The sequence below is a fragment of the Amycolatopsis sp. NPDC114504 genome (assembly GCF_055633595.1).
This window is the reverse complement of sequence record NZ_JBVKDU010000004.1, coordinates 519,549-538,985: the sequence shown is the minus strand read 5'-3', so window position 1 is coordinate 538,985 and position 19,437 is coordinate 519,549. Positions and strand designations below refer to the sequence as shown.

General features: G+C 73.4%; 14 protein-coding genes. 5 read left to right on the top strand and 9 right to left on the bottom strand.

Annotated features, from left to right (window positions below):
• Nucleotide 1 precedes the first annotated feature (1 nt).
• From ACZ7PG_RS32200 to ACZ7PG_RS32185, 4 genes are all read right to left on the bottom strand, one after another.
• A complete protein-coding gene (locus ACZ7PG_RS32200; protein ID WP_470242896.1) occupies nucleotides 2-1,975 on the bottom strand; it encodes a hypothetical protein in 1,974 nt (657 codons plus the stop codon).
• Nucleotides 1,976-2,062: 87 nt separating this feature from the next.
• Nucleotides 2,063-3,298: a fatty acid desaturase family protein gene (locus ACZ7PG_RS32195; protein ID WP_470242895.1), complete on the bottom strand. Its 1,236-nt coding sequence runs from the start codon at nucleotides 3,296-3,298 to the stop codon at nucleotides 2,063-2,065.
• Between the two features lie 43 nt (nucleotides 3,299-3,341).
• The gene (locus tag ACZ7PG_RS32190) at nucleotides 3,342-4,439 is read right to left on the bottom strand and encodes a ferredoxin reductase (protein ID WP_470242894.1); all 1,098 of its coding nucleotides are present in this window, start codon (nucleotides 4,437-4,439) and stop codon (nucleotides 3,342-3,344) included.
• 65 nt (nucleotides 4,440-4,504) lie between these two features.
• The gene (locus tag ACZ7PG_RS32185; RefSeq protein ID WP_470242893.1) at nucleotides 4,505-7,834 is read right to left on the bottom strand and encodes a glycosylhydrolase-like jelly roll fold domain-containing protein; all 3,330 of its coding nucleotides are present in this window, start codon (nucleotides 7,832-7,834) and stop codon (nucleotides 4,505-4,507) included.
• A 106-nt stretch (nucleotides 7,835-7,940) separates the two neighbouring features.
• Between ACZ7PG_RS32185 and ACZ7PG_RS32180 the strand changes: the two genes are divergently transcribed.
• Nucleotides 7,941-8,444 (top strand): 2'-5' RNA ligase family protein, encoded by a 504-nt coding sequence (locus ACZ7PG_RS32180; protein WP_470242892.1) that lies wholly within the window; start codon nucleotides 7,941-7,943, stop codon nucleotides 8,442-8,444.
• Here the strand turns inward: ACZ7PG_RS32180 and ACZ7PG_RS32175 are convergent.
• The 5 genes from ACZ7PG_RS32175 to ACZ7PG_RS32155 form a co-directional block, all read right to left on the bottom strand.
• Nucleotides 8,441-11,332 (bottom strand): helix-turn-helix transcriptional regulator, encoded by a 2,892-nt coding sequence (locus ACZ7PG_RS32175; protein ID WP_470242891.1) that lies wholly within the window; start codon nucleotides 11,330-11,332, stop codon nucleotides 8,441-8,443. The two genes, ACZ7PG_RS32180 and ACZ7PG_RS32175, sit on opposite strands and share 4 nt — an antisense overlap.
• 65 nt (nucleotides 11,333-11,397) lie before the next feature.
• Nucleotides 11,398-11,574 carry a hypothetical protein gene (locus ACZ7PG_RS32170; RefSeq protein ID WP_470242890.1) on the bottom strand — a complete coding sequence of 59 codons (177 nt, stop codon included), beginning with the start codon at nucleotides 11,572-11,574 and terminating at the stop codon, nucleotides 11,398-11,400.
• Between the two features lie 41 nt (nucleotides 11,575-11,615).
• Complete coding sequence (locus ACZ7PG_RS32165) at nucleotides 11,616-11,798, bottom strand: hypothetical protein (protein WP_470242889.1); 183 nt, start codon at nucleotides 11,796-11,798, stop codon at nucleotides 11,616-11,618.
• Nucleotides 11,799-11,843: 45 nt separating this feature from the next.
• Nucleotides 11,844-12,023, bottom strand: coding sequence for a hypothetical protein (locus tag ACZ7PG_RS32160; protein ID WP_285479057.1), 180 nt, complete (start codon nucleotides 12,021-12,023; stop codon nucleotides 11,844-11,846).
• A gap of 48 nt (nucleotides 12,024-12,071) precedes the next feature.
• Entirely contained in the window at nucleotides 12,072-14,927 is a 2,856-nt protein-coding gene (locus tag ACZ7PG_RS32155) for a type 2 lanthipeptide synthetase LanM family protein (protein ID WP_470242888.1), read from the bottom strand.
• Nucleotides 14,928-15,349: 422 nt separating this feature from the next.
• Between ACZ7PG_RS32155 and ACZ7PG_RS32150 the strand changes: the two genes are divergently transcribed.
• From ACZ7PG_RS32150 to ACZ7PG_RS32135, 4 genes are read left to right on the top strand one after another with little or no spacing between them, the layout of a single operon-like run.
• Entirely contained in the window at nucleotides 15,350-15,835 is a 486-nt protein-coding gene (locus tag ACZ7PG_RS32150) for a cobalamin B12-binding domain-containing protein (protein ID WP_470242887.1), read from the top strand.
• A complete protein-coding gene (locus ACZ7PG_RS32145) occupies nucleotides 15,832-17,082 on the top strand; it encodes a methylaspartate mutase (RefSeq protein ID WP_470242886.1) in 1,251 nt (416 codons plus the stop codon). The genes ACZ7PG_RS32150 and ACZ7PG_RS32145 overlap by 4 nt, the downstream gene beginning before the upstream one ends.
• 31 nt (nucleotides 17,083-17,113) lie before the next feature.
• Nucleotides 17,114-18,097: an asparagine synthetase A gene (locus ACZ7PG_RS32140; RefSeq protein WP_470242885.1), complete on the top strand. Its 984-nt coding sequence runs from the start codon at nucleotides 17,114-17,116 to the stop codon at nucleotides 18,095-18,097.
• Nucleotides 18,094-19,347 carry a glutamate synthase-related protein gene (locus ACZ7PG_RS32135; RefSeq protein WP_470242884.1) on the top strand — a complete coding sequence of 418 codons (1,254 nt, stop codon included), beginning with the start codon at nucleotides 18,094-18,096 and terminating at the stop codon, nucleotides 19,345-19,347. Before ACZ7PG_RS32140 ends, ACZ7PG_RS32135 begins: the two co-directional genes overlap by 4 nt.
• Nucleotides 19,348-19,437: the final 90 nt, after the last annotated feature.

Genomic DNA, 19,437 nt, shown 5'->3' with positions numbered 1-19,437 from the left:
GTCACCACCCCCCGGACGAGTCGAACCGCACGTCGGCTTCCAGTGGTTTGCGGCGGTCCCAGGCGCCGGAGCCCGCCCACCGCGGCGCCCCGATGCGCGACAGCGGGATCGCCGACTCGCGCCACGACGCCTGGCCGAACAGCACGAGCGCGGCGAGCACCGGCAGCCCCACCGCGACGGTGAGGGTGGCCTGCACGACGACCCCGCCGCTCTGGGTCGCGACGGCCGCGGCGAACGCGGCGACGGCCGCGATGCTGAGCTGGACCAGCGCCTGCGGCAGCGTGCCGAGGTACCCGAGCACCGTGCGGCGCGGTGGCAGCGACAGCCGGCTGTAGAGGAAACCGGGTAGCAGCAGCAACATGGTGATCACGGACTGGCCGTCGCCGATGTGGCCGAGCGCCTCGGTCGCGGCCCGGCCGTACGGCCACGGACTGCCGACCAGCAGCCAGCCGAGCACGAACGAGACCGTCGCGACGGCCAGCGCGTAGAACGTCACGTTGAGCGGGCCGGACTTGGTGGAGTCCTTGAGCACGAGCGTCGCGCGCACCCGGACGTGGTCGCCGCGCGGGTCGCGGCCGCCGGAGCGGCGCCAGTACGCCCGCGCCTCGTTGTCGGTGATGCCGTTGACCAGCACGAGGTCCTGCCCGAACTCCCGCTCGGTCAGCTCGCGCGCGGCCTCGCGCAGGTTGGCCGAGGTGAACTCCGGGTGCCGTCGCAGCGAGTTGTCCAGCTCGTTCGTGTCGGTCCGGACCGCTTCGCCGGTCGTGGCCGCGGCGGCGAGCCGGTGGCAGGCCGGCAGGCTGCGCGGGGACAGCTCCACCCCGGACTGCCCGGCCTCCCACTTGCGGCGGCGCACCAGGTCGGCCAGCCGGCGCAGCACGGTCTGGGCCTGCAGCTCCAGGATCTTGTGCCGGGCGCCGTCGGCTTCCTGCAGCGGGGCGGCGTCCTGGCGTTCGGCCAGCGAGAGCAGGTCTTCGGCCAGGCCGTCCACCTGGTGCTGGTCGGCGTCGGTGGAGAGGTACATCCGGGAGATCTCGGCCTCCGGCGCGGTCCCGGCCACCAGGTGGTAGGACTTCAGCGTCGCCGGGATCATGGTCTCGTAGCTGACGACGTAGCCGCGGCGGCTGGAGGCCAGCCGCCGCCACTGCTCCTTCGCGACCGGCTGACGGGCGTCGACGTGCAGTGGGGTTTCGTAGCTGAGCCGGTGTTCCTCGACCGAGTCGTCCAGCGCCACCACCAGCATGTAGTCGCGGACGGCGACGTTCAGCAGGTACGCGTACTCGACCAGCAGGTCCGCGCAGCCTTCGAGGATGTCCAGCGCCAGTTCCCGGCACTGCCGCCCGTAGCCGGGAACCGTGCCGCCGGTCGGGGCGAGCGCGAACTCCTCTTCCGGGTGGTTCCGCTCGGTGAGCAGCGTCAGCAGCGCCTGCTGGATGAGCCAGCGCGGTTCGTGTACCTGGAACAGGAAGGTGTTCAGCTCGTGCTTGGCGGTCTGGGCGTTCTCGTCGCCGGCGAGGATCCCGCGCAGCAACCGGTAGAGCCCGGCGGCGACCAGCCGCGACGCCTCGTGCTGGGTCAGCCGCGGCAGTTTCTGGCCCGCGCTGTCGAAGACGTCGATGGGGGAGACGTCGCGGCGCGGCAGCCGGGCCAGCGGCACCCACAGGGACCGTTGCCGCGCCGGGCGCGAAGCCGCCCGCTCGCCGTGTTCCTGCCCGATGAGGTCCTGCAGCTGCGCGGTCGCCTGGCGCTGGCCTTCGTCGAGGAGCTTGAGGCTGACGTCGACCTCGGTGCTGCGCCGCGCGGTCCCGTGTTCGACGACGGTCAGCCGCTCGGTCAGCCGGCGCACGTGGTTGAGCCGCAGCGAGGTGTCCAGCAGCGCCAGCCCGACGGCCGCACCCTGCCGCGACAGCCGCGGCGGGGCGCCGGGAATGGGGATCGTCTCGATGGCGTGCCGGAGACTCTCGATGCCGTCCACACCACTGAGAGTAGGAGGTCCCGCGAGTTGATACGAGCAGAATGAAGCGATTGCCCGAATGGTCGAACCTCCGCGGCGGCCCGGTCCTCAGGCGGCGCGCCGCAGCTCGTCGCCCGGGTACGGGCCCGGCTTCGGACGGACCTTGCCGCCGGGGAAGGCCAGCCGCAGGATCGTGCGGTGCACCGTGCCGAGCTGCTTCGACAGCGGGCCCGTGTTGTACGGCAGGCCGTAGCGGCGGCAGATGTCGCGGACCCGCGGGGCGATCTCCGAGTAGCGGCTGCTGGGCATGTCCGGGAACAGGTGGTGCTCGACCTGGTAGCCGAGGTTGCCGCTCAGCAGGTGGAACAGCGGGGAGCCGGTGATGTTCGCCGCGCCGACGAGCTGGCGGACGTACCAGCCGCCGCGGGTTTCGTCGCGGACCTCGTCCTGGCCGAACGTGTAGGTCTGGTCGGGGAAGTGGCCGCAGAAGATGATCGAGTGCGCCCACAGGTTGCGGATGATGTTCGCGGTGAAGTCGGCCCAGAACGTCGCGGCGAACGTGGCGCCGCCTTCCCGGCGGGCCGCGGCGAGCCGGTCCCGCACCGCACCCTTCCCGCGCCGGGTCCGCGAGCGGGGCGCGGGACGCACGAGCCGGCCCACGGCGGTCGCGGCGAGCGCGCTCACCAGCGGCCAGCCGACGTAGTCCTTGAGGATCTGGTCGCGGGCCTTGCCCGAGATGCCCTTGAGGTCGTGCCAGACGTCCTTCATCGGCTTCTCGCCGGCGCGGATGGCTTCGACGTCGAGGTCGTGGACCGCGACGCCCCATTCGAAGAACGCCATCAGCAGCAGGTTGTACAGCGGCTGCGCCAGGTACGCCGGGTGCCACTTCTGGTGCGGGTCGATGCGCATGATCTCGTACCCGAGATCTTTGTCCTTGCCGCGGATGTTCGTGTACGTGTGGTGGATGTAGTTGTGCGAGTGCTTCCACGCCGCCGCGGTCGACGCCGTGTCCCAGTCCCATGTGGACGAATGGATGTACGGGTCGTTCATCCAGTCCCACTGGCCGTGCAGGACGTTGTGCCCGATCTCCATGTTCTCCAGGATCTTCGCGACCGCCAGGCAGCCGGTGCCCGCCGTCCAGGCCACCTTGGACCGGGAGCCGAGCAGCAGCGCCCGGCCGGCCACCGCGATCTGCCGGTGCAGCCGGATGACGCCCTTGATGTAGCGGCGGTCGCGTTCGCCCAGGTCGGCGCGCACCTCGTCGTGGATGGCGTCGAACTCGCGGGCGAGGTCGTCGAGCTGGTCCGCGCTCAGGTGGGCGAACGGGTGCGTGGGGGCGGTCATGGGTTCCTTTCGCGTTCGGAGTTCGATGCCTGGAGTTCGATGCCTAGAGCTCGACCGTGACCCGGCCTTCGGCGCCGTGCACGCAGGTGCGCACGATCTCGTTGCGCTTCTCGCTGACGGCGTTCGTGCGCAGGTCGCGGAGCCGGCCTTCCCGGATCGGCAGCACGCACGTGTGGCACACCCCGACCCGGCAGCCGAAGGGCATGTCGACGCCCGCGTTCTCGCCCGCGACGAGGATCGGGGTGCCGGGCGGGCAGTCCGCGTCGAGGTTGCGGTGCGCGAACCGCACGGTCCCGCCCGCCCCTTCGGCGTCTTCGCCGCCGACGATCGGCTGGAACCGTTCGTGGTGCAGCCGGCCGGTGTCGCCGTCGCGCTTCCAGTGCGCCCGCAGCGCGTCCAGGAGCTCGCCGGGTCCGCAGGCGTAGGTCTCCCGCTCACGCCAGTCCGGGCACAGGGTGTCCAGGTCGGCGGGGGTGAGCCGGCCGTCCTCGCCCGTGATGCGCAGTTCGAGGCGGAAACCCTCGTGCTGCTTTTCGAGCGCGGCCAGCTCGTCGCCGAACGTCACCCCGTCCGCCTCCCGCGCCGAGTGCACGTGGACGACGTCGCGCAGGCCGGGACCCGGAGCCAGGTGCCGCAGCATGCTCATCACCGGGGTGATGCCGCTGCCGGCGGTGACGAACAGCAGGCCGCGGTCGAGCCGGTCCGGCAGGGTGAACGATCCTTCGACCTCGCCGAGCCGCACGACCTCCCCCGGGCGGACCTGCTCGACCAGGAACGGCGAGACGACCCCGACGTCGACCCGCTTGGGGGTGACCGAGATCAGCCCGTCCTCGCGGTCCGGGCTCGACGTCAGCGAGTACGCGCGCCAGTGGTGGACGCCGTCGATGACCACGCCCAGCCGCACGTACTGCCCGGGCCGGTGCCCGACCCAGTCGAAGCCCGGCCGGATCAGCACGGTGGCCGCGCCACCCCGTTCGGGCTCGACGCGTTCGACGCGCCCGCGCAGCTCCCGGGTCGACCACAGGGGGTTGATCAGCTCGAGGTAGTCGTCCGGGCGCAGGGGGGTGAAGAGCCAGCGCACCGCGCGCAGTGCCCGGCGCCGCAGCGGCGACGCCGGGGGACGCATTCCCACTTCAGCCATGCCAGTTGAGTGTACAGACGTGCACTCAACTCGCAGCCCGAGTCGCTCTTCGGGCTATGAAACGTTTAAGTCAGCGGGACGTTCACGAGCCGGTACGGCCGCAGGGTCACCGGCCCGAGCAGACCGGACGCGAGCCCCTGGCCGCGCGCGTTGGCGCCGGTGTTCGTGACGCGCACCCGGACGCGGTTGCGGCCGGGACGCAGGGCGGCGGTGACGTCGAGCCGGTAGGGCGCCCACAGCCGCGACCCGGTGGCCGTGCCGTTGACCTCCACCTCGGCCACCTCGTGGACCTCGCCGAGATCGAGCGTCCACCGCCGGCCCGGGACGGCGGGCACGTCGAACTCCGTTTCGTACCAAGCGGATCCGGAGTAGGCGGCCTCCACGTCGGTCCACGAACCGAGCGGGCGCGTGACCGTCGGTGCGCCCGCGCGGTCGAAGTGGAACGTCCAGTCACCGTCGAGGGGAACCGGCGCCAGGGAGTCGGAGACGGTCGTCGAGCCGCGGAGGCCGGCTGTCGCGGTGACGGTGATCCGCCCTGGTCCGGTGGCCCGCACGATCGCGCTACGCCCGCCGATGCGCTCCACCGGCGCCGAGGCGGAGACGGCGTGCAAGGGCTCCCGCGCGTTCCGGAAGACCACCAGCAGCGCGGCTTTAGGCTCCAGCCGCAGCGACACCGCGGTGGTGGCCCCGGTCTTCCGCCAGACGCCCGCCGGTGTCGCCGTGCCGGTGTCGGGGTCCCACACCTCGGGGACGCCGGTCGCCGGGAACGTCGCGGTCAGGTCGACGGCGTCGGCGCGTTCGCTCACCACGACGAAGGCCTGCTCGCCCCGGTTTTCCAGGCGCAGCAACCGGATGTCGGTGTGCGGCGGGTCGAGCGCGGCCGCCGCACCGCCGGCCGTGACCGCCGCGGCCGCCGCGGCACCCGGGTCGGCCACGCGCACCACCGAGCGCGTCGCGAACAGCGCGGCCAGCGCGGTTCGCAGGCCCGCGTCGTCGCCGCCGGCTTCGCGAGCCGGTGGCGTGCCGGTGACGACCACGGCGCCGCCACCGCGGGCGAACCGGGTCAGCGTCCGCACCGCGCCGAGCGACAGGACCGGCGTCGCCGGCACCACGACGATCCGGTACGCCTGCTGCCCGACGAGCAGCTTCGGCCCGTCCGGCCGGGCGTGGGCCAGCAGCGCGGGGTCGGCGTCGAGCGCACCCTCGTCGAGGAAGTCGAAGTCCACCTGGACGTCTTCGAGCGCGTGCGCGGCGGTCAGGAACGCCGTGTCGAGCTCGGCCATCGCCGGGGTGTCCTGAGTGGACTCCGCGGCCCGTTGCGGCTGCAGCAGGGCGGTCCGCGCCACGGCCGGGGCGCGGCAGGCTTCCATGAGCCGGCCGATCCAGTCGTTGAGCGGCGCGGACACCGGCCACCACGGGTTGGCGGGCTGGAACGGCGGCGGGTAGACGATCTGGTTCTCGTCGCTGAACCGCGCGTGCAGCAGCGTGTGGTTGACCCCGCGCACGGCGAACGCGCCGACGACCTCGCGGACGAACGACGGCGTCACCGGCCACCCGGTGCCTCCCATGGCCTCGAGGTAGACCCGGTCGAGGCCCAGCTGGTGCGCGGTGCTGGCCGGGAACCGCGACAGCGTGCGGTGGTAGCCGCGCTGGTAGTGGTCGAAGATCAGGTCGGTGCCGGGCACCTGCGCCCACTGGTTGTTCGCGTTGAGGTTGCCCGAGCTCTGGAGTTGTTCGCCCGGGCCGTATTCGTCCCAGAGCGGGTTCGAGATGAACTTGACGCCGTGGTCGGCCATCCACCGGCCCTGGGTGCGGTAGTAGGCGGCGGCGAACCGGTTGCTCACCGCGCGCCAGAACAGCCCGCGCAGGCGAAGCCCGTCCGTGCCGAGGTCGTCGTGCACCGCGGTCAACGCGATCCCGGCGGACGTCCCGAGCCGGCCCAGCTCGGCGTCGAGGGTGGGGGACCAGGGGACGGTGTCGAAGGGGCCGTGCGCCGAGGCGAGGTAGGGCTCGTCGTCGGCGAAGCCACGCAGGACCGTCTTCGCCGCCCACGGGAACCGGCGCAGGTACTCGCCCGGGACGGCGTCGAGGAACAGCCGCACCGCTTCGTCGTCGAGGAGGTCGAGGTAGGCGCGGCCGGAGCCGGTGGGCGTGCTCAGCGGGCGGACGGTGAACAGGTCCAGCTGCCATCGCCCGGTCGGCGGCGTCCACGTCCCGCCCGTGCGGGCCTGTTTCGTGAGATCGACCAGCTCCCTGGGGTCGCCTGAGCCTGCCGGCCGGGCGGTCGCGGCGACCAGCGGCAGGCCGCCGGCGGGCAGGTCGAAGGCGTCGATCGCGGCGGCGGTGTCGAAGGTTTCTTCGTACAGCACGGTTCCGGCGGGATCGCGGACGGTCAGCCGGTCCCAGGAGGACCGCTGGCTCGCCACCGCGCGCACGCCGACGCGGCCGGTGGCGAAGGCGATGTCCGCCGGGGCCTGCGCGGTGCCGTCGAGCGTCACGGTCAGGTTCGTGCCCCGTGCCTTGACGAGGAGTACGTGGTCGGCGCCCGGGTCGAAGCCGGGGACGGGGGTGCCGCTCCGGACGAGGGCGAAGGAGCCACCGGTCTGCTGCCAGACGTCGACGGCGCCGTCGGCCCGCAGGTCGGCGAGGACGCCGTCGCCTTCGCTCGCGCTGCGCACCATCAGTCCCGCGGTCGCGCTCTCGACGCGGACCTTCGCTTCGACGTCGTAGTCCTGCCATTGAGCGCCCTGTTTCAGCAGCGTGACGCCGTCACGGGTGGCGGCGTCGACGAGCAGCCGGCCGTCCGAAACGGACAGTCCGCGGCTCACGAGCGTCACCGGCGCGCCGCCGGCGACGGTCAGGACCTGGTGCCCGACGCCCTTGAGCCGCAGATCCGGCCGCGGCGGGTGGACGCGCCCACCGACGGTCCCGCCATCGACGACGAACCCGCCGGCGCGGCCGCTCGGGAAGTAGTCGTCGTTGAACAGCCAGAGGTGCATACCGTGGCGCTGGGCTTCGCGGAGGGCGAATTCGATGACGGCGAACCAGTCTTCGCTGAAGAAGGCGGGCTTCAGGGCCGAGGTTTCGAAGGGGAAGAGGAGGACTTCGTACACGCCTTGGCCCCGCAGGTCGGCCAGCCCGGCGGCGACGAGGTCCGGCGTGACCGTGCCGTTCCAGAACCACAGCACGGTGGGCCGCGAGTCGGGCCGCGGATCGGCGAAGCGGCCGGCTTGGAAGCCGGCTCCTTCGGTGGCTTCGGCTGCTTCGGCTGCGTCGGCGTCGGGGACCCGGATGGCCAGTCCGGTCGCGACGGTCGTCGCCGCGGCGAGCGCGAGCAACTGCCGCCGCGAGAGGCGGACGCCGGCCACGATCCGCACTTCGTCGTGCTCGGTCATGAGGTCCCCTCAGTGTGTTGAAACGATTCAACGAGGAGATAACTTACGTGACCCGGCTCACGTTCGTCAAGGACTGATCGGGGGTGCACACGGGTACGGTGCGACGGTGGACCCTCTGGTGGTGACCCTGGTGGTCGACGAGCGCGCCCAGACGGCGTGGAACTCCCGGCGGCGCCGGTGGTTCCCGCCGGAGCGCCTGCTCGTCGACGCGCACCTGACCCTGTTCCACGCCCTGCCAGGGGAGCGGGCGGCGCCGGTGCTGGCCGACTGCGCCGAGATCGCCCGGGCCACGGCACCCTTCGAGCTGACGGTGACCGGTCCGAGGTCGCTCGGCCGCGGAGTCGCTCTCGACGTCAGGTCGCCGGAGCTGGCGCGGCTGCACGCGGACCTGCGGGCGCGGTGGGAGTCCTGCCTGACCCGGCAGGACGCGCAGCCGTTCAAGCCGCACGTGACGCTGCAGAACAAGGTGAGCCCCGAGGTGGCGGCGGAGACTCTGACGGCGGTGCGCGCCGACCCGGGTCCGGTGGTGGCGAAGGCGGCCGGGGTGCGGATGTGGTGGTACCGGGGCGGTCCCTGGGAACCCGTCGCCACCGAGCTTTTCGCCGGCTAGTGCGGCGTGTTCCGCGCGTACTCCGTCAGCTCGCCCCGGTTCTGCAGGTTCGACTTCGCCATCAAGCTCGCCACGTGCTTCTCCACCGTGCGCGGCGAAATGTGCAGCCGGCGGGCGATGTCCTTGTTGCCCATGTTGTCCGCGAGCAACTGCAGCACCTCGTACTCCCGCACCGTCACCCCCGCCGAGCGGAGGGTCGCCGGGAGGCGGTCCGAGCCCGTGCGGCGCTGGCCCACCGGGGCGCCGATCTTGCGCAGCAGACCGCGGCACGCGCTCGCCACCGCCGTCACCTCGGCCTGGTGGAAGTACTCCTCGGCCTCCTTGAGCCACGTCACCGGGTCGCCCCAGCCGTCGGCCGACGCGGACTCCGCCACCATCCTCAGACCCAGGTGCCTGCTCACCGGGAACGGGGCCGCCGCCTCGATCGCCGCCGCCACCGCCGCGTCGGCCTGCTCCGGGGAACCCGCGCGGCCGTGGCGGACCGCGTCGCCCAGGAGCACGAACTGGCGGTTCCAGCGCATCCCGCTGACCGCCGTCGGGGGACGGGCCACCTCCGGCTCCGTCCCGTCGAGCGCCTCGACCAGCAGCCGCAGGCCGTGCTGGCCGGCCAGGTGGAAGCGGCTCGGCTGACGCTCCTCCAGCGACAGCACCTGGGCCAGCTCGCGGCGGGCGCGCTCGGCGTCCTCCTCCAGCAGGGAACAGAACACCTGCGCCAGCCCGACGCTCAGCACGAGCTCCTGCGCCCCCGCACCACCCTCCGCGCGGAAGTCCTCCAGCGCACGCTCCATCCGCGGCCGGTCCGCCTGGTGGGCGGCCACCATCGCGCGCGTCATGTGCGTGTACTGCAGCAGCGCGACCAGGCCGAGCCGGCCGAGCACCGCCAGGTTCTCGTCGAGGATCGTGTCCGCCTGCGCGAACTCGCCGCGCATCGCCGCGTGCACCGCGCGGCTCGCGTCGACCGCGCAGGTCAGCGTGATCGCGCCGGTGCGCTGGGCCTCCGCGCGGGCCAGGTCGAACGTGCGGACGTCGCCCTCGGCCAGCATCCGGTGCCCGCCGAGCCGGACCAGCACCTGGGTGCGCAGGTGCGTCAGCTGGTGGTGCTCGGCCAGCCGCCGCGCCAGCTGCAGGTAGCGCTCGGCCTCGGCCAGGTCCGTCTCCAGCGCGACCATCCCGAGGACCTGCAACGCCTGGCACGTCGCGATCGGCACGCCCGCGCGCTCGGCGACCTCCCACGCCTGCTCGGCCAGCTTCCGGGCCCGCTCGGTGTGCGCCGGGCCCGGGATGTCCAGCCACAGCGTCGCTTCGACGGCGTCCAGGCCGGCCTTCTGCTCTTCGGTGATCTCGCCGCCGAGCGGGGCGCGGGCCTGCTCGATCTGGTTGAGGCACTCGTCGTGCCGCCCGCCGATGTAGGCCGCCCACGCCAGCTGGATGTGCAGGTCGACCGCCCGTTCCAGGCGGCCGATCTCGGCGAAGCGGGCGGAGAACCCGGCGGCCCGGTCGAACTGCCCGGTCTGCCCGAGCGCGTGCAGCAGGGCCTCCAGCGCGTCGGCCCGGTCGTCGGGGCTCGCCGTGGCCAGCAGCTCGACGGCGCGGGTCAGCATCGTCACCGCCGAGTCGGCCGCGCCCCCGTCGAGCGCGCGGCGGCCGGCCTCGGCGAACAGCCGCCCGGCGCCGGGGTGGTCCATCGCCGTCAGCCGCAGTGCCGCGGCCAGCGCGCACAGCTCGCCGGGCAGTCCGGGATGCAGGAGCTCGACGGCGTCGGCGGCCCGGCGCGCCAGGTTCGCCTTCGTCGACGGCACGAGGCGGGCCAGCAGGGCCTCGGCGGTGAGCGGGTGGCGGAAGGCGTACCAGCCGGGCGTGGTCTCGTCGGTGGTGACCAGGTGCGCGGCGACGCTAGCGCTGATGTGGTTGTGCAGCATGCGGTCGTCCATGTCGGTGACCGCCTGCACGACCGAAAGCGGGAACCGCCGGCCGAGCACGGCGGCCACCGAAAGCAGCGTCTCGCCGTCCGACCCGAGCGCGTCGACGCGGGCGGCGATGCTGCTGATCAGCGCCTCCGGCACGCGCGCCTGCAGCTCGCCGACGACCTGCCAGCCGCCCGCGCCGCCGACGAGCAGGCCGTCGCCGAGCATGCCGTGCAGGAGCTCCTCGACGACGAACGGCACGCCTTCGCTGTTCTGCCACAACAGGTTCGCGACGGCGGCAGGCACCGCGGCGGGCTCGGTCTCCAGGCAGGCGGCCGCGAACTCGCGGGTGCGCTCGGCGTCGAGGCGGGCCAGTTCGAAGGTGTGGCTGGACGAGCGCTGCGCCGCCGCGGTCGCCAGCCGCAGAGCCTCACCCGGCTCGCCGCGCAGGGTGCCGATCAGCATGACGCGGCTCGACGCCAGGTTGTCGACCAGGTACTCGACGATGAACAGCGTTTCGGCGTCGGCGTTGTGCAGGTCCTCCAGCACGATCAGGCAGCCGCCTTCGCGGCCGGCCACCGACAGCAGCCGGAACACGGCTTCGGCCAGCACGAGCAGGTTCCCGTTGTCGTGCGGCCGGTCGCCGCGGTACCAGTCGGGCACGAGCCGGGCGAGCACCGGCACGAGCGGGTCGAGCTCGGGCGCGGCGGGCGGCAGGCCGCCGCGGAAGTGCGAGAGCAGGGCTTCGGCCAGCGGCCGGAACGGCACCATCGGGCCGATCGAGCTGGCTCGTCCGCGTAGCACGGGGAGCCCGGTCGCCAGTGCCCGCGAGGCGATGTCGGCGGCGAGCCGGGACTTCCCGATCCCGCCTTCGCCGACAAGGAAGAAGGCCCCACCGTGGTCGGTGCGGGCCTTCTCCAGAGCCTGGGACAGTGCGCCGAGCTCCCTGTCGCGTCCGATGAGACGCGTCGACCGGATGCCCATCGCGGTCACTATATCCGGAGTGGCCACATCCGGACGTAGGTCGAATTACCGACGCCGGAAACGTCTCACCATTCGGTGAAACCGCCCGTGACGACCGTGATGTCCATCGTGGTCAGGGAGTTCTGGCTGACCCGCGCCGCCTTGCCGGACAGTGCGTGGTTACGGGCGCCGGTGCGGGCGGTCCGGGGGAGGGTCAAGTCGCCGATCGGGTTGTCCGTGCCGGCGAAGTCGTGCTCGGTCATGCGGGTGGCTCCACTCTCGGTAGTGCTGGGGACGGGAACGGCTACTGGGGGAACGCGATGCTGACGGTGAAGACCGGGGTGATGTCCAGGGTGTCGGCGCCGTTGTGGCTCAGCCGCGCGGTCCGGCCGGCGAGGGCCCGGTTGCGGGCGCCGGTCCGGGTCGGCACCGGGAGGGTGGGGTCGCCGACGGGGTTGTCCGTGCCGGTGAAGTCGTGCTCGCTCATGGCGTGTTCTCCGCTTTCGGTCGCAGGTCGAGGCAGGGACGGACGTCAGAGGGCGAAGGTGCCGTTGGTGACGACGGTGGGGCCACCGAGCGTCTCGAGGGTCATCCCGGAAAGCCGGGGCCGGGTGCCGGCCAGCGCCTGGTTGCGGGCGCCGCGGCGGTTCGCGCGCGGGAGCACCAGGGCGCCGACGGTGGCTTCGACGGTCTCGGCGGTGGTTTCGGGCATGGTTCGTTCTCTCCTCGGGTGGGGACGGGGGTGGGGACGGGTTTCGGATCAGCGAGTGGCGGGTTGCAGGAGCAGGGCGGACGGGACGCGGGGGCCGAAGCCGAGGCGCAGCAGGCCGTAGCCGATGCCGGCCAGGCCGGTGAGCAGGCCGGGGGACGGGACGCCGTCGGGGGTGCCGCAGCGCGCGCCGTCCTGTTCGACGGCGGTGAGCAGCTGCCCGGTGCGGGTGGCGACCGCGGCGGTGGCGCCGAGGTGCCCGGTTTCGGCGAGGAAGCCGAGCACGTCGGTGATGCCGGTTTCGCCGTGGCAGAGGCTGAGGTCGCGCAGCGGGTCCTGGGCGGCGAGCCGCGCGACCTGCTCGTCGAGCCCGCCGAGCACCGCGGGCTGGCCGGCGTAGGCCAGCACCTGGCCGGCGAGGCCGGAGCACCACCCGTGCCCGGTGGCGGCCTTGGCCGGCGGCAGGGTCGCGGTCGCGCGCGGGTACCCGGCGAGGGCCCAGTCGACGCCGGCCGCGCCGTGCGCGAACCCCGGGTCGGCGAGGTCGGGATCGAGGGAGCGGATGGCGAGCTCGGCCGCGTAGGCGTCGGCCAGCAGCGCGGCTTCGCCGGACCCGGTCTGGGTGGCCACCGAGCGCAGCGCGACGAGGCCGCCGGCCAGTCCGGTGGTGTAGCGCGGCGACGTCTCGGGCGTCGGGGCCGGCATGACGGCGACCGTGCGGGCGGTCAGGTCGAGCAGGTCCGGCCGGTCGAGCAGCCGGGCGAGCCGGGCCGCGGCGTAGGCGACGCCGCCGAGCCCGAGCAGCCCGCCGGGGCCGGCCGCGGCGGCGAGCTCCGGGTCGGCTTCCAGCGCCGACACCAGCCACGGCAGCCCGGAAAGCGCCTTCCCGGCCAGGTCGCGGTAGCGGTCGATGCCGGTCAGCTCGGCCAGCTGCGCCAGGAACAGCGCCACGCCGGTGTAGCCCTCGCCGAGCCCGGCGCCCATCGGCAGCACGGTCCAGTACTTCTCGTCGACGAGCTCCAGCCCCACCCAGTTGACCCGGCCGCCGGCCGAGGACGCGCGGGCGATGATGGCGTCGGCGACGCCGCACGCGGCCGAGAGCAGGTGCGCGGGTTCGGGGCTCTTGCTCGGCAGGACGGTGTCGGTGACCCCGGTGCCGGCGTGGGTCTCGGCCACCGGCCGGGTCGCCAGCGCCGCGGAGATCAGCCATTCCTGGTCGCGGCGGTCGATCGTGGTCATCCCGGCGACCTTCGCGCGCACCGTCTCGAGCGGCGGTTCGCCGAGGAGCCCGGAGAGGCGGTTCCCCTCGGCGTCCCCGAGGTCCGCGGACCCGGGCCGGCCGGTGAACATGGGGACGTCGCCCGCCCACAGGTCGGTGAGCTCGGCGGCGACGAGCCCGCGGCGGACGTCGTCGGTGCTGTCGTCGTGCAGCAGCCCGAACGCGTCGTCGCGGGCGTCGGCTTCGGCGAGCAGCGACGGGTGCGTGGTCTCGTCGAGCAGCCGCGTGTAGAAGCTGGTCGGGCGGACCAGGACGCGGATCTCCGCGCCGGCGCAGCGGTCGAGCAGCTGCCCGAACTCGGCCGCGCCGGCGGCGATGGCGTCGTACCCGGCGCGGAACCCGGCCAGCAGCGCGGCCCCGTGCTCGGCCGGCTCGACGTCGACGCCGCCGAGGGTGGGCCGGTTGACGCCGGTGCCGACGCCGCCGGGCACCCGGGTCAGCCGCATCCGGTCGGTGCCGGCGTCGAGCCAGTCGACGCGCGTCAGCGCCGGGGCGGCCGCGCGGCCGCCGCCGAGGCCGGAGATGTCGACCGCGCCGTGCTCGCCGACGATCATCTGCGGCAGCAGCAGCGTCCGGTGCACCGACCGGGCCAGCAGCTCCGAAGCCGGATCCGGCTCGGCTGCGGTGTCGTCATCGGCCGGCAGCACCGGCTGGAACAGCGTCTCGATGTCGATCAGCACCGGCTGGTCACCGGCGGCGATGATGTTCTCGAAGTGCACGTCGGTCCCGTCGAGGGCGTGCAGCAGAGCGAGCAGCACGCCCTGGCGGCGGTAGAAGCGGTCGACCTCGGTGAGGTCGGCGCACGGCCGGTGCTCGACGAAGCGGAGCCAGCCGTAGCCGGGGCGCACGATCACGTCGACCGTGCGCAGCTCCAGGCCGGGCACGCGCGGGTTGAGCCAGTTCGCCAGGTCGGTGAACGCGGCGTGCAGGTCGAGCGGGCGGGGCTTGTAGATGACACGCGCGCCGCCGGCGAACCGCAGCTCGCGGACCGAGCGGCCGCGCTGGTGGGCGTCCCCGGTGCCGCCGCTGATCTCGACCAGGAGGCCGGGGTCGGTGCCGGTGAACGCGGTGAGCGCGGCCTGGTCGGCGGCGAAGCGGCCGAGCAGCTCGGTGACCGACTCGATCGCGTGCAGCGCCGCCTGCGCGGCGAGCCGGGCGAGCACCGGGTAGCGGTGCAGCAGGTCGGTGAGCCCGGCCGGGGTGCCGGTCTGCCGGACGAAGTCGGCGAAGCGCTCTTCCGGCGTTTCCCCCGCGAGGACCTCGGCGCGGCGCGCCCGGCCCAGCTCCAGCACCAGCGTGCGGGCGGCGAGCCCGGCGAGCTGGTGACCGAGCTGTGCGGCGCAGCGCCCGGCGACCGCGGCGGCGTCGACGGCGGGCGAACCCGCTGCGGCACCGGCGATCGCGGCGCGGGCCGCGTCGGTGAGGGGGTGGAACACCGCGGCGAAGGCGGTGCGCCAGTGCGGCCCCGGTGCCGGGGCGGCGGGCCGGGCCGACGCGAGCGCCGTCTCGGCGAAGGCCGCCCACACGGGGAGGGGGCCGCCGGTACGGCGTTCCCGCGCGGTCAGCGCCGCGGCCCACCAGGTGGGCGGGAGCGTCGTGGTCGCCGGGTTCGGCTGCGGGGGAATCACGGGATCGAGCATGCCAGCGGGTGACGGGGGTTACATGGGGGTGCTACGCCCGCATTCCCGCGCGGCATGGGGGCGTCGTAGGGGTTCATGGGGGCACCGCCGGCGAAACGCCTGGTCGCCGACCACGTACTTAGCCCGGACGGACGTGGCGGTTGCTCCGTTCGGCGGGCGGGCTCCACAGGGGTTGACGAGGGCGTGCGCGCCCCTGATCCCCCATGCGGGGCACCCCCGGCGCACCGGACTCCGCGGTCGCGCGCGCGGCCGCGTCGCCCGCGCGCGAGGCGGACCCGGGGCCGGGAGCGGCGCCGGAATGCGGGTCCGTCGCACCCATGTGCGCCGGCCGTCGGGCGATGACGATTCGTCGTGAGAAGTTCGCGGCTCGCCCCGCGGACGTTCCCCGAACGCACAGGGAGCGACGCACGATGACCACGTTCCAGATCGAGCAGACCCCCGACGGACCCGGTGTGGCCGCGGGCCCTCCGCTCAAGTTCGTCCTGTCCAGCGTCCAGTCCGACTCGCACATGTGGAACCTCGTCGCCCTCCAGCTGATCATGGAGGAGATGGGGCACGAGGTGGTCAACCTCGGGGCCTGCGTCCCGGTGGAGCGGCTGCTGGCCGCCTGCCGCGCCGAGCGCCCCGACTGCCTGGTGATCAGCACCATCAACGGCCACGGCCACGTCGACGGCGCCCGGGTGATCTCCGCCCTGCGCGCCGACGCCCGCCTGGCCGGCCTGCCCGCCGTCATCGGGGGCAAGCTCGGCGTCCAGGGTGACGCCAACGCCGAGCTGGAGACCGAGCTGCTGGCGCTGGGCTACGACGCGGTGTTCCACGTCGGCGCCGGCGACTCCGGCCAGGCGATCGAGTCGTTCCGCGAGTTCGTCGCGGCGAACGTCCGGACCTTGCGGTGACCGCTGCCCGGTCGGTGTTCAGCGGTTTCGTGGCCGAGCACCGGCGCCGCCGGACGCTGCTCGTCCAGCCGCGCATGGGGTTCTCGGACCCCGTCACCATGCGCCGCGGGCTGCGCGCGGTCGCCGAAGCCGGGGTGCCGGCCATCGGCACCGTGACCCTGGACAGCTACACCCGCACCGGGCAGCACGACCTCGCCGCCATGTCGATCGCCTCCGGCGTCCCGCTCAACGGCTACCCGCTGGTGGCGCTCGGCGCGGCCGTCACCGCCGAGCTGGTGGACGGCCTGTACGGCCCGCGCTTCCCGGTCCAGGTGCGGCACGGGTCGGCGCAGCCGGAGGACATCTTCGCCGCGATGCTCGAAGCCGGGCTCGACGCTTCCGAAGGCGGGCCGGTGTCCTACTGCCTGCCCTACAGCAGCGTGCCGCTGCGGACGGCGGCGAAGTCGTGGTCGCGCTCGGCGTCACTGCTCGCCGGGCAGGCCGTGGAGTGCCACCTGGAGAGTTTCGGCGGGTGCATGCTCGGCCAGCTGTGCCCGCCCGGGTTGCTCGTCGCGCTGTCGGTGCTGGAGTGCCTGTTCTTCGTCGAACACGGCGTGCGCAGCGTGTCGGCCAGCTACGCGCAGCAGACCAGTCCGGAGCAGGACGCCGAAGCGCTGTGGGCGATGCGAAGGCTGTGCGCCGAGGAACTGTCCACTGTGGACCACCACATCGTACTCTACACCTACATGGGCCTGTTCCCGGAGTCCGCGGCCGGGGCGCGGGAGCTGGTCGCCGAGAGCGTCCGGCTGGCCGTGCGCACCGGCACCGAGCGGCTGATCGTCAAGACCACCGCGGAAGCGCACCGGATCCCGACCGTCGAAGAGAACGTCGAGGCACTGCGGCTGGCGCACGCCACGGCACTGGACGCTCCTGCGCCGGGGCCGCCGCCGGCGGGGGAGACCGAGGTGTACGCGCAGGCGCGGCTGCTGGTCGACGAGGTGCGTTCGCTCGCCCCGACCCTGGCCGAGGCGCTGCCGGCGGCGTTCGAGCGCGGCCTGCTCGACGTCCCGTACTGCCTGCACCCCGACAACGGCAACGAAACCCGGTGCGTGCTCGACGACGAAGGCCGCCTGCAGTGGTGGCACACCGGCCGGATGCCGCTGCCGCCCGCGCTGGGCGGCCGCCGCGGCCACGACCGGGTCAGCGCGACCCGGCTGCTCGCGGACCTGTCCTACCACCGCCGAAGGCTCGACCCGGTCCTGTCCTGATCCGTCCCGACCAGCTGGGAGTGAGAACGCCATGGAGTACACCGATCCGCCGGACCCGCGCACGCACCTGACCTCGGAGACCACGCGGCTCGTGCTGGGCCTCCAGCACAAGCTGCTCGCCGAGGCGCGCGCGTTCCTCGGCGCCCGCGGCTTCACCGAGCTGCTGCCGCCGGTGATCGGCCCGGTCACCGATCCGGGCGGCCGCGGCGCGAAGCAGGTGGACGTCGACTTCTACGGCCACCGCTACAAGCTGATGACCAGCGCGATCCTGTACAAGCAGGCGTCGCTGCTGGGCTTCCCGAAGATCTTCTACGTCGCGCCGAACGTGCGGCTCGAGCCCCTGGAGACGGCGAACACGAGCCGGCACCTGGCCGAGTTCCACCAGCTCGACGTCGAGGTCGCCGGCGCGTCCCGCGACGACGTGCTCGACCTGCTGCAGGAGCTGGTGGCGCACGTGGTGCGCCGCGTGGTCGAGGACGCGGGCGACGTGCTGGAGGCGCTCGGCCGCGACTCGGGCGCGTTCACCGACCTGCTCGGCGGCGCGTTCGGCCGGCTGTCGCACGCCACCGCCGTCGAGACGCTGCGCGAGCTCGGCCACCCGCAGAGCGCGGACGCCGAGATCGACTGGGCGGGCGAGGCGATCCTGTCGGAGAAGCACGCGCGGCCGTTCTTCCTCGTCGACTACCCGAAGGGCTCGCGCGGGTTCTACGACCGGGAAAGCGTTTCCACGCCGGGCGTGCTGCGCAACTTCGACCTGATCGCGCCCGAGGGGTACGGCGAGCTGTGCTCCGGCAGCGAGCGCGAGCACGACTACGGCCGGATCGTCACGCGGATGCGCGAGACGGGCGAGAACCCGGCGAAGTACGCGTGGTACCTCGACCTGGTCCGCTCCGGTATTCCCGCCAGCTCCGGGTTCGGGCTGGGCGTGCAGCGGTTCACGCGGTACGTGGCCGGCCTGGACGCGGTGTGGCAGGCGACGGCGTTCCCGAAGCTGCCGGGGGTGGTCTCGCCGTGACCGCGTTGCACGCCGGGGGTTTCCCCGCCGATGAGGTCCGGGCGCGGGCGCTGCAGGGTGCCGCGGCGGTGTTCCCTTCCGCTTCTTCCTATGGGACCGCGTTGTTCGGTGCTGCTGCTTCTTTGCCGGGTGATGCTCTGGAGTCGGCGCGGCTGGTGCCGCCGGTGTTCGTGCCGCGGCGGCTGGAGAAGCTGATCGAGCTGGGCCGCGAGCCGCTGTACGGCGACGTCTCGCTGTCGACGTCGATCGGCGGGTTCGAGTCCTCGCTGCCGCTGTACCTGTCGGCGTTCGGGTCGACGCAGGTGGCCGGGGCCGGGCTGGGCGCGGCGGCTTCGGCGCAGGCCGCGCGGCTCGGGATCCCGATGGTGATCGGAGAGAACGTCGTCCCGGTGCACGGCCACGGCCGCGGCGGTGGGGCGTCGGACGGGACGCTGCTGGAGCGGATGCGGGCGTACGCGGACGCGGCGCCGGACGGGCTCGGCGGGGTCGTCGTCCAGCAGAGCACCGAGGACGCGGACGCGGAGGTGTGGAACCTCGTGTACTCGGACCCGTCGGCGGCTTCGCTGCTGGAGTCCGGGCGGCTGGCGTTCGAGTTGAAGGTCGGGCAGGGCGCGAAGCCGGGTCTCGGCGGGATGACGCTGGTGTCGCCGTCTGACGCGGCTTCGCTGGCTTCTCAATACGCGGTCGATCAGTCGTTGGGCTCGCGGGTGCTGCGCAGCAGTTCGCCGGGGACGTTCACCGACGAGATCCTCCGCCAGCAGATCCGCTTGATGCGCAACAACTTCCCGCGCGCCGGGGTGTGGGTGAAGCTCCCGCCCGGCCGTGACGTGGCTGCCGCGGCATCGGTGGCGTGGGCGGCGGGAGCATCGGCTGTGACGGTCGACGGCGCCGAGGGCGGCTCGGGCTGGGCGCCTACTTCTTTCGCCTCCGTCGGGCTTCCCTTGGCGGAGTGTCTTTCCCGGATCGGCACGCCCGAGGGGTGCTTGCTGGCCTCGGGCCGCATGTGGGAGGGGACGCGGGTGGCGAAGGTCCTGGCACTGGGCGCCCGAGCGGCGGGCCTGGGCCGGGCGGCGCTGCTGGCGGTGGACACGGATCCGGTCGACGGGCTGGTCCGCTTCGCGGAGGCGCTGGCGCTGGAGCTGCGGTTGTTGTTGAGCGCACTGGGCCAGTACCGCCCGGACGCCCTGACCCCGGCCGACGTCTGGTTCCCGGGAACGCCGGAGCAGGTCCGCGAGCAGGTGCTGTCATGAGCCCCCGGTCGAGTGGTCTGCCGCGGCCGGTCGTGAGTGAGAAACAGTGTTCTAACCCGGTTTCCCACTCACGACCCCAGGCGAGCACGG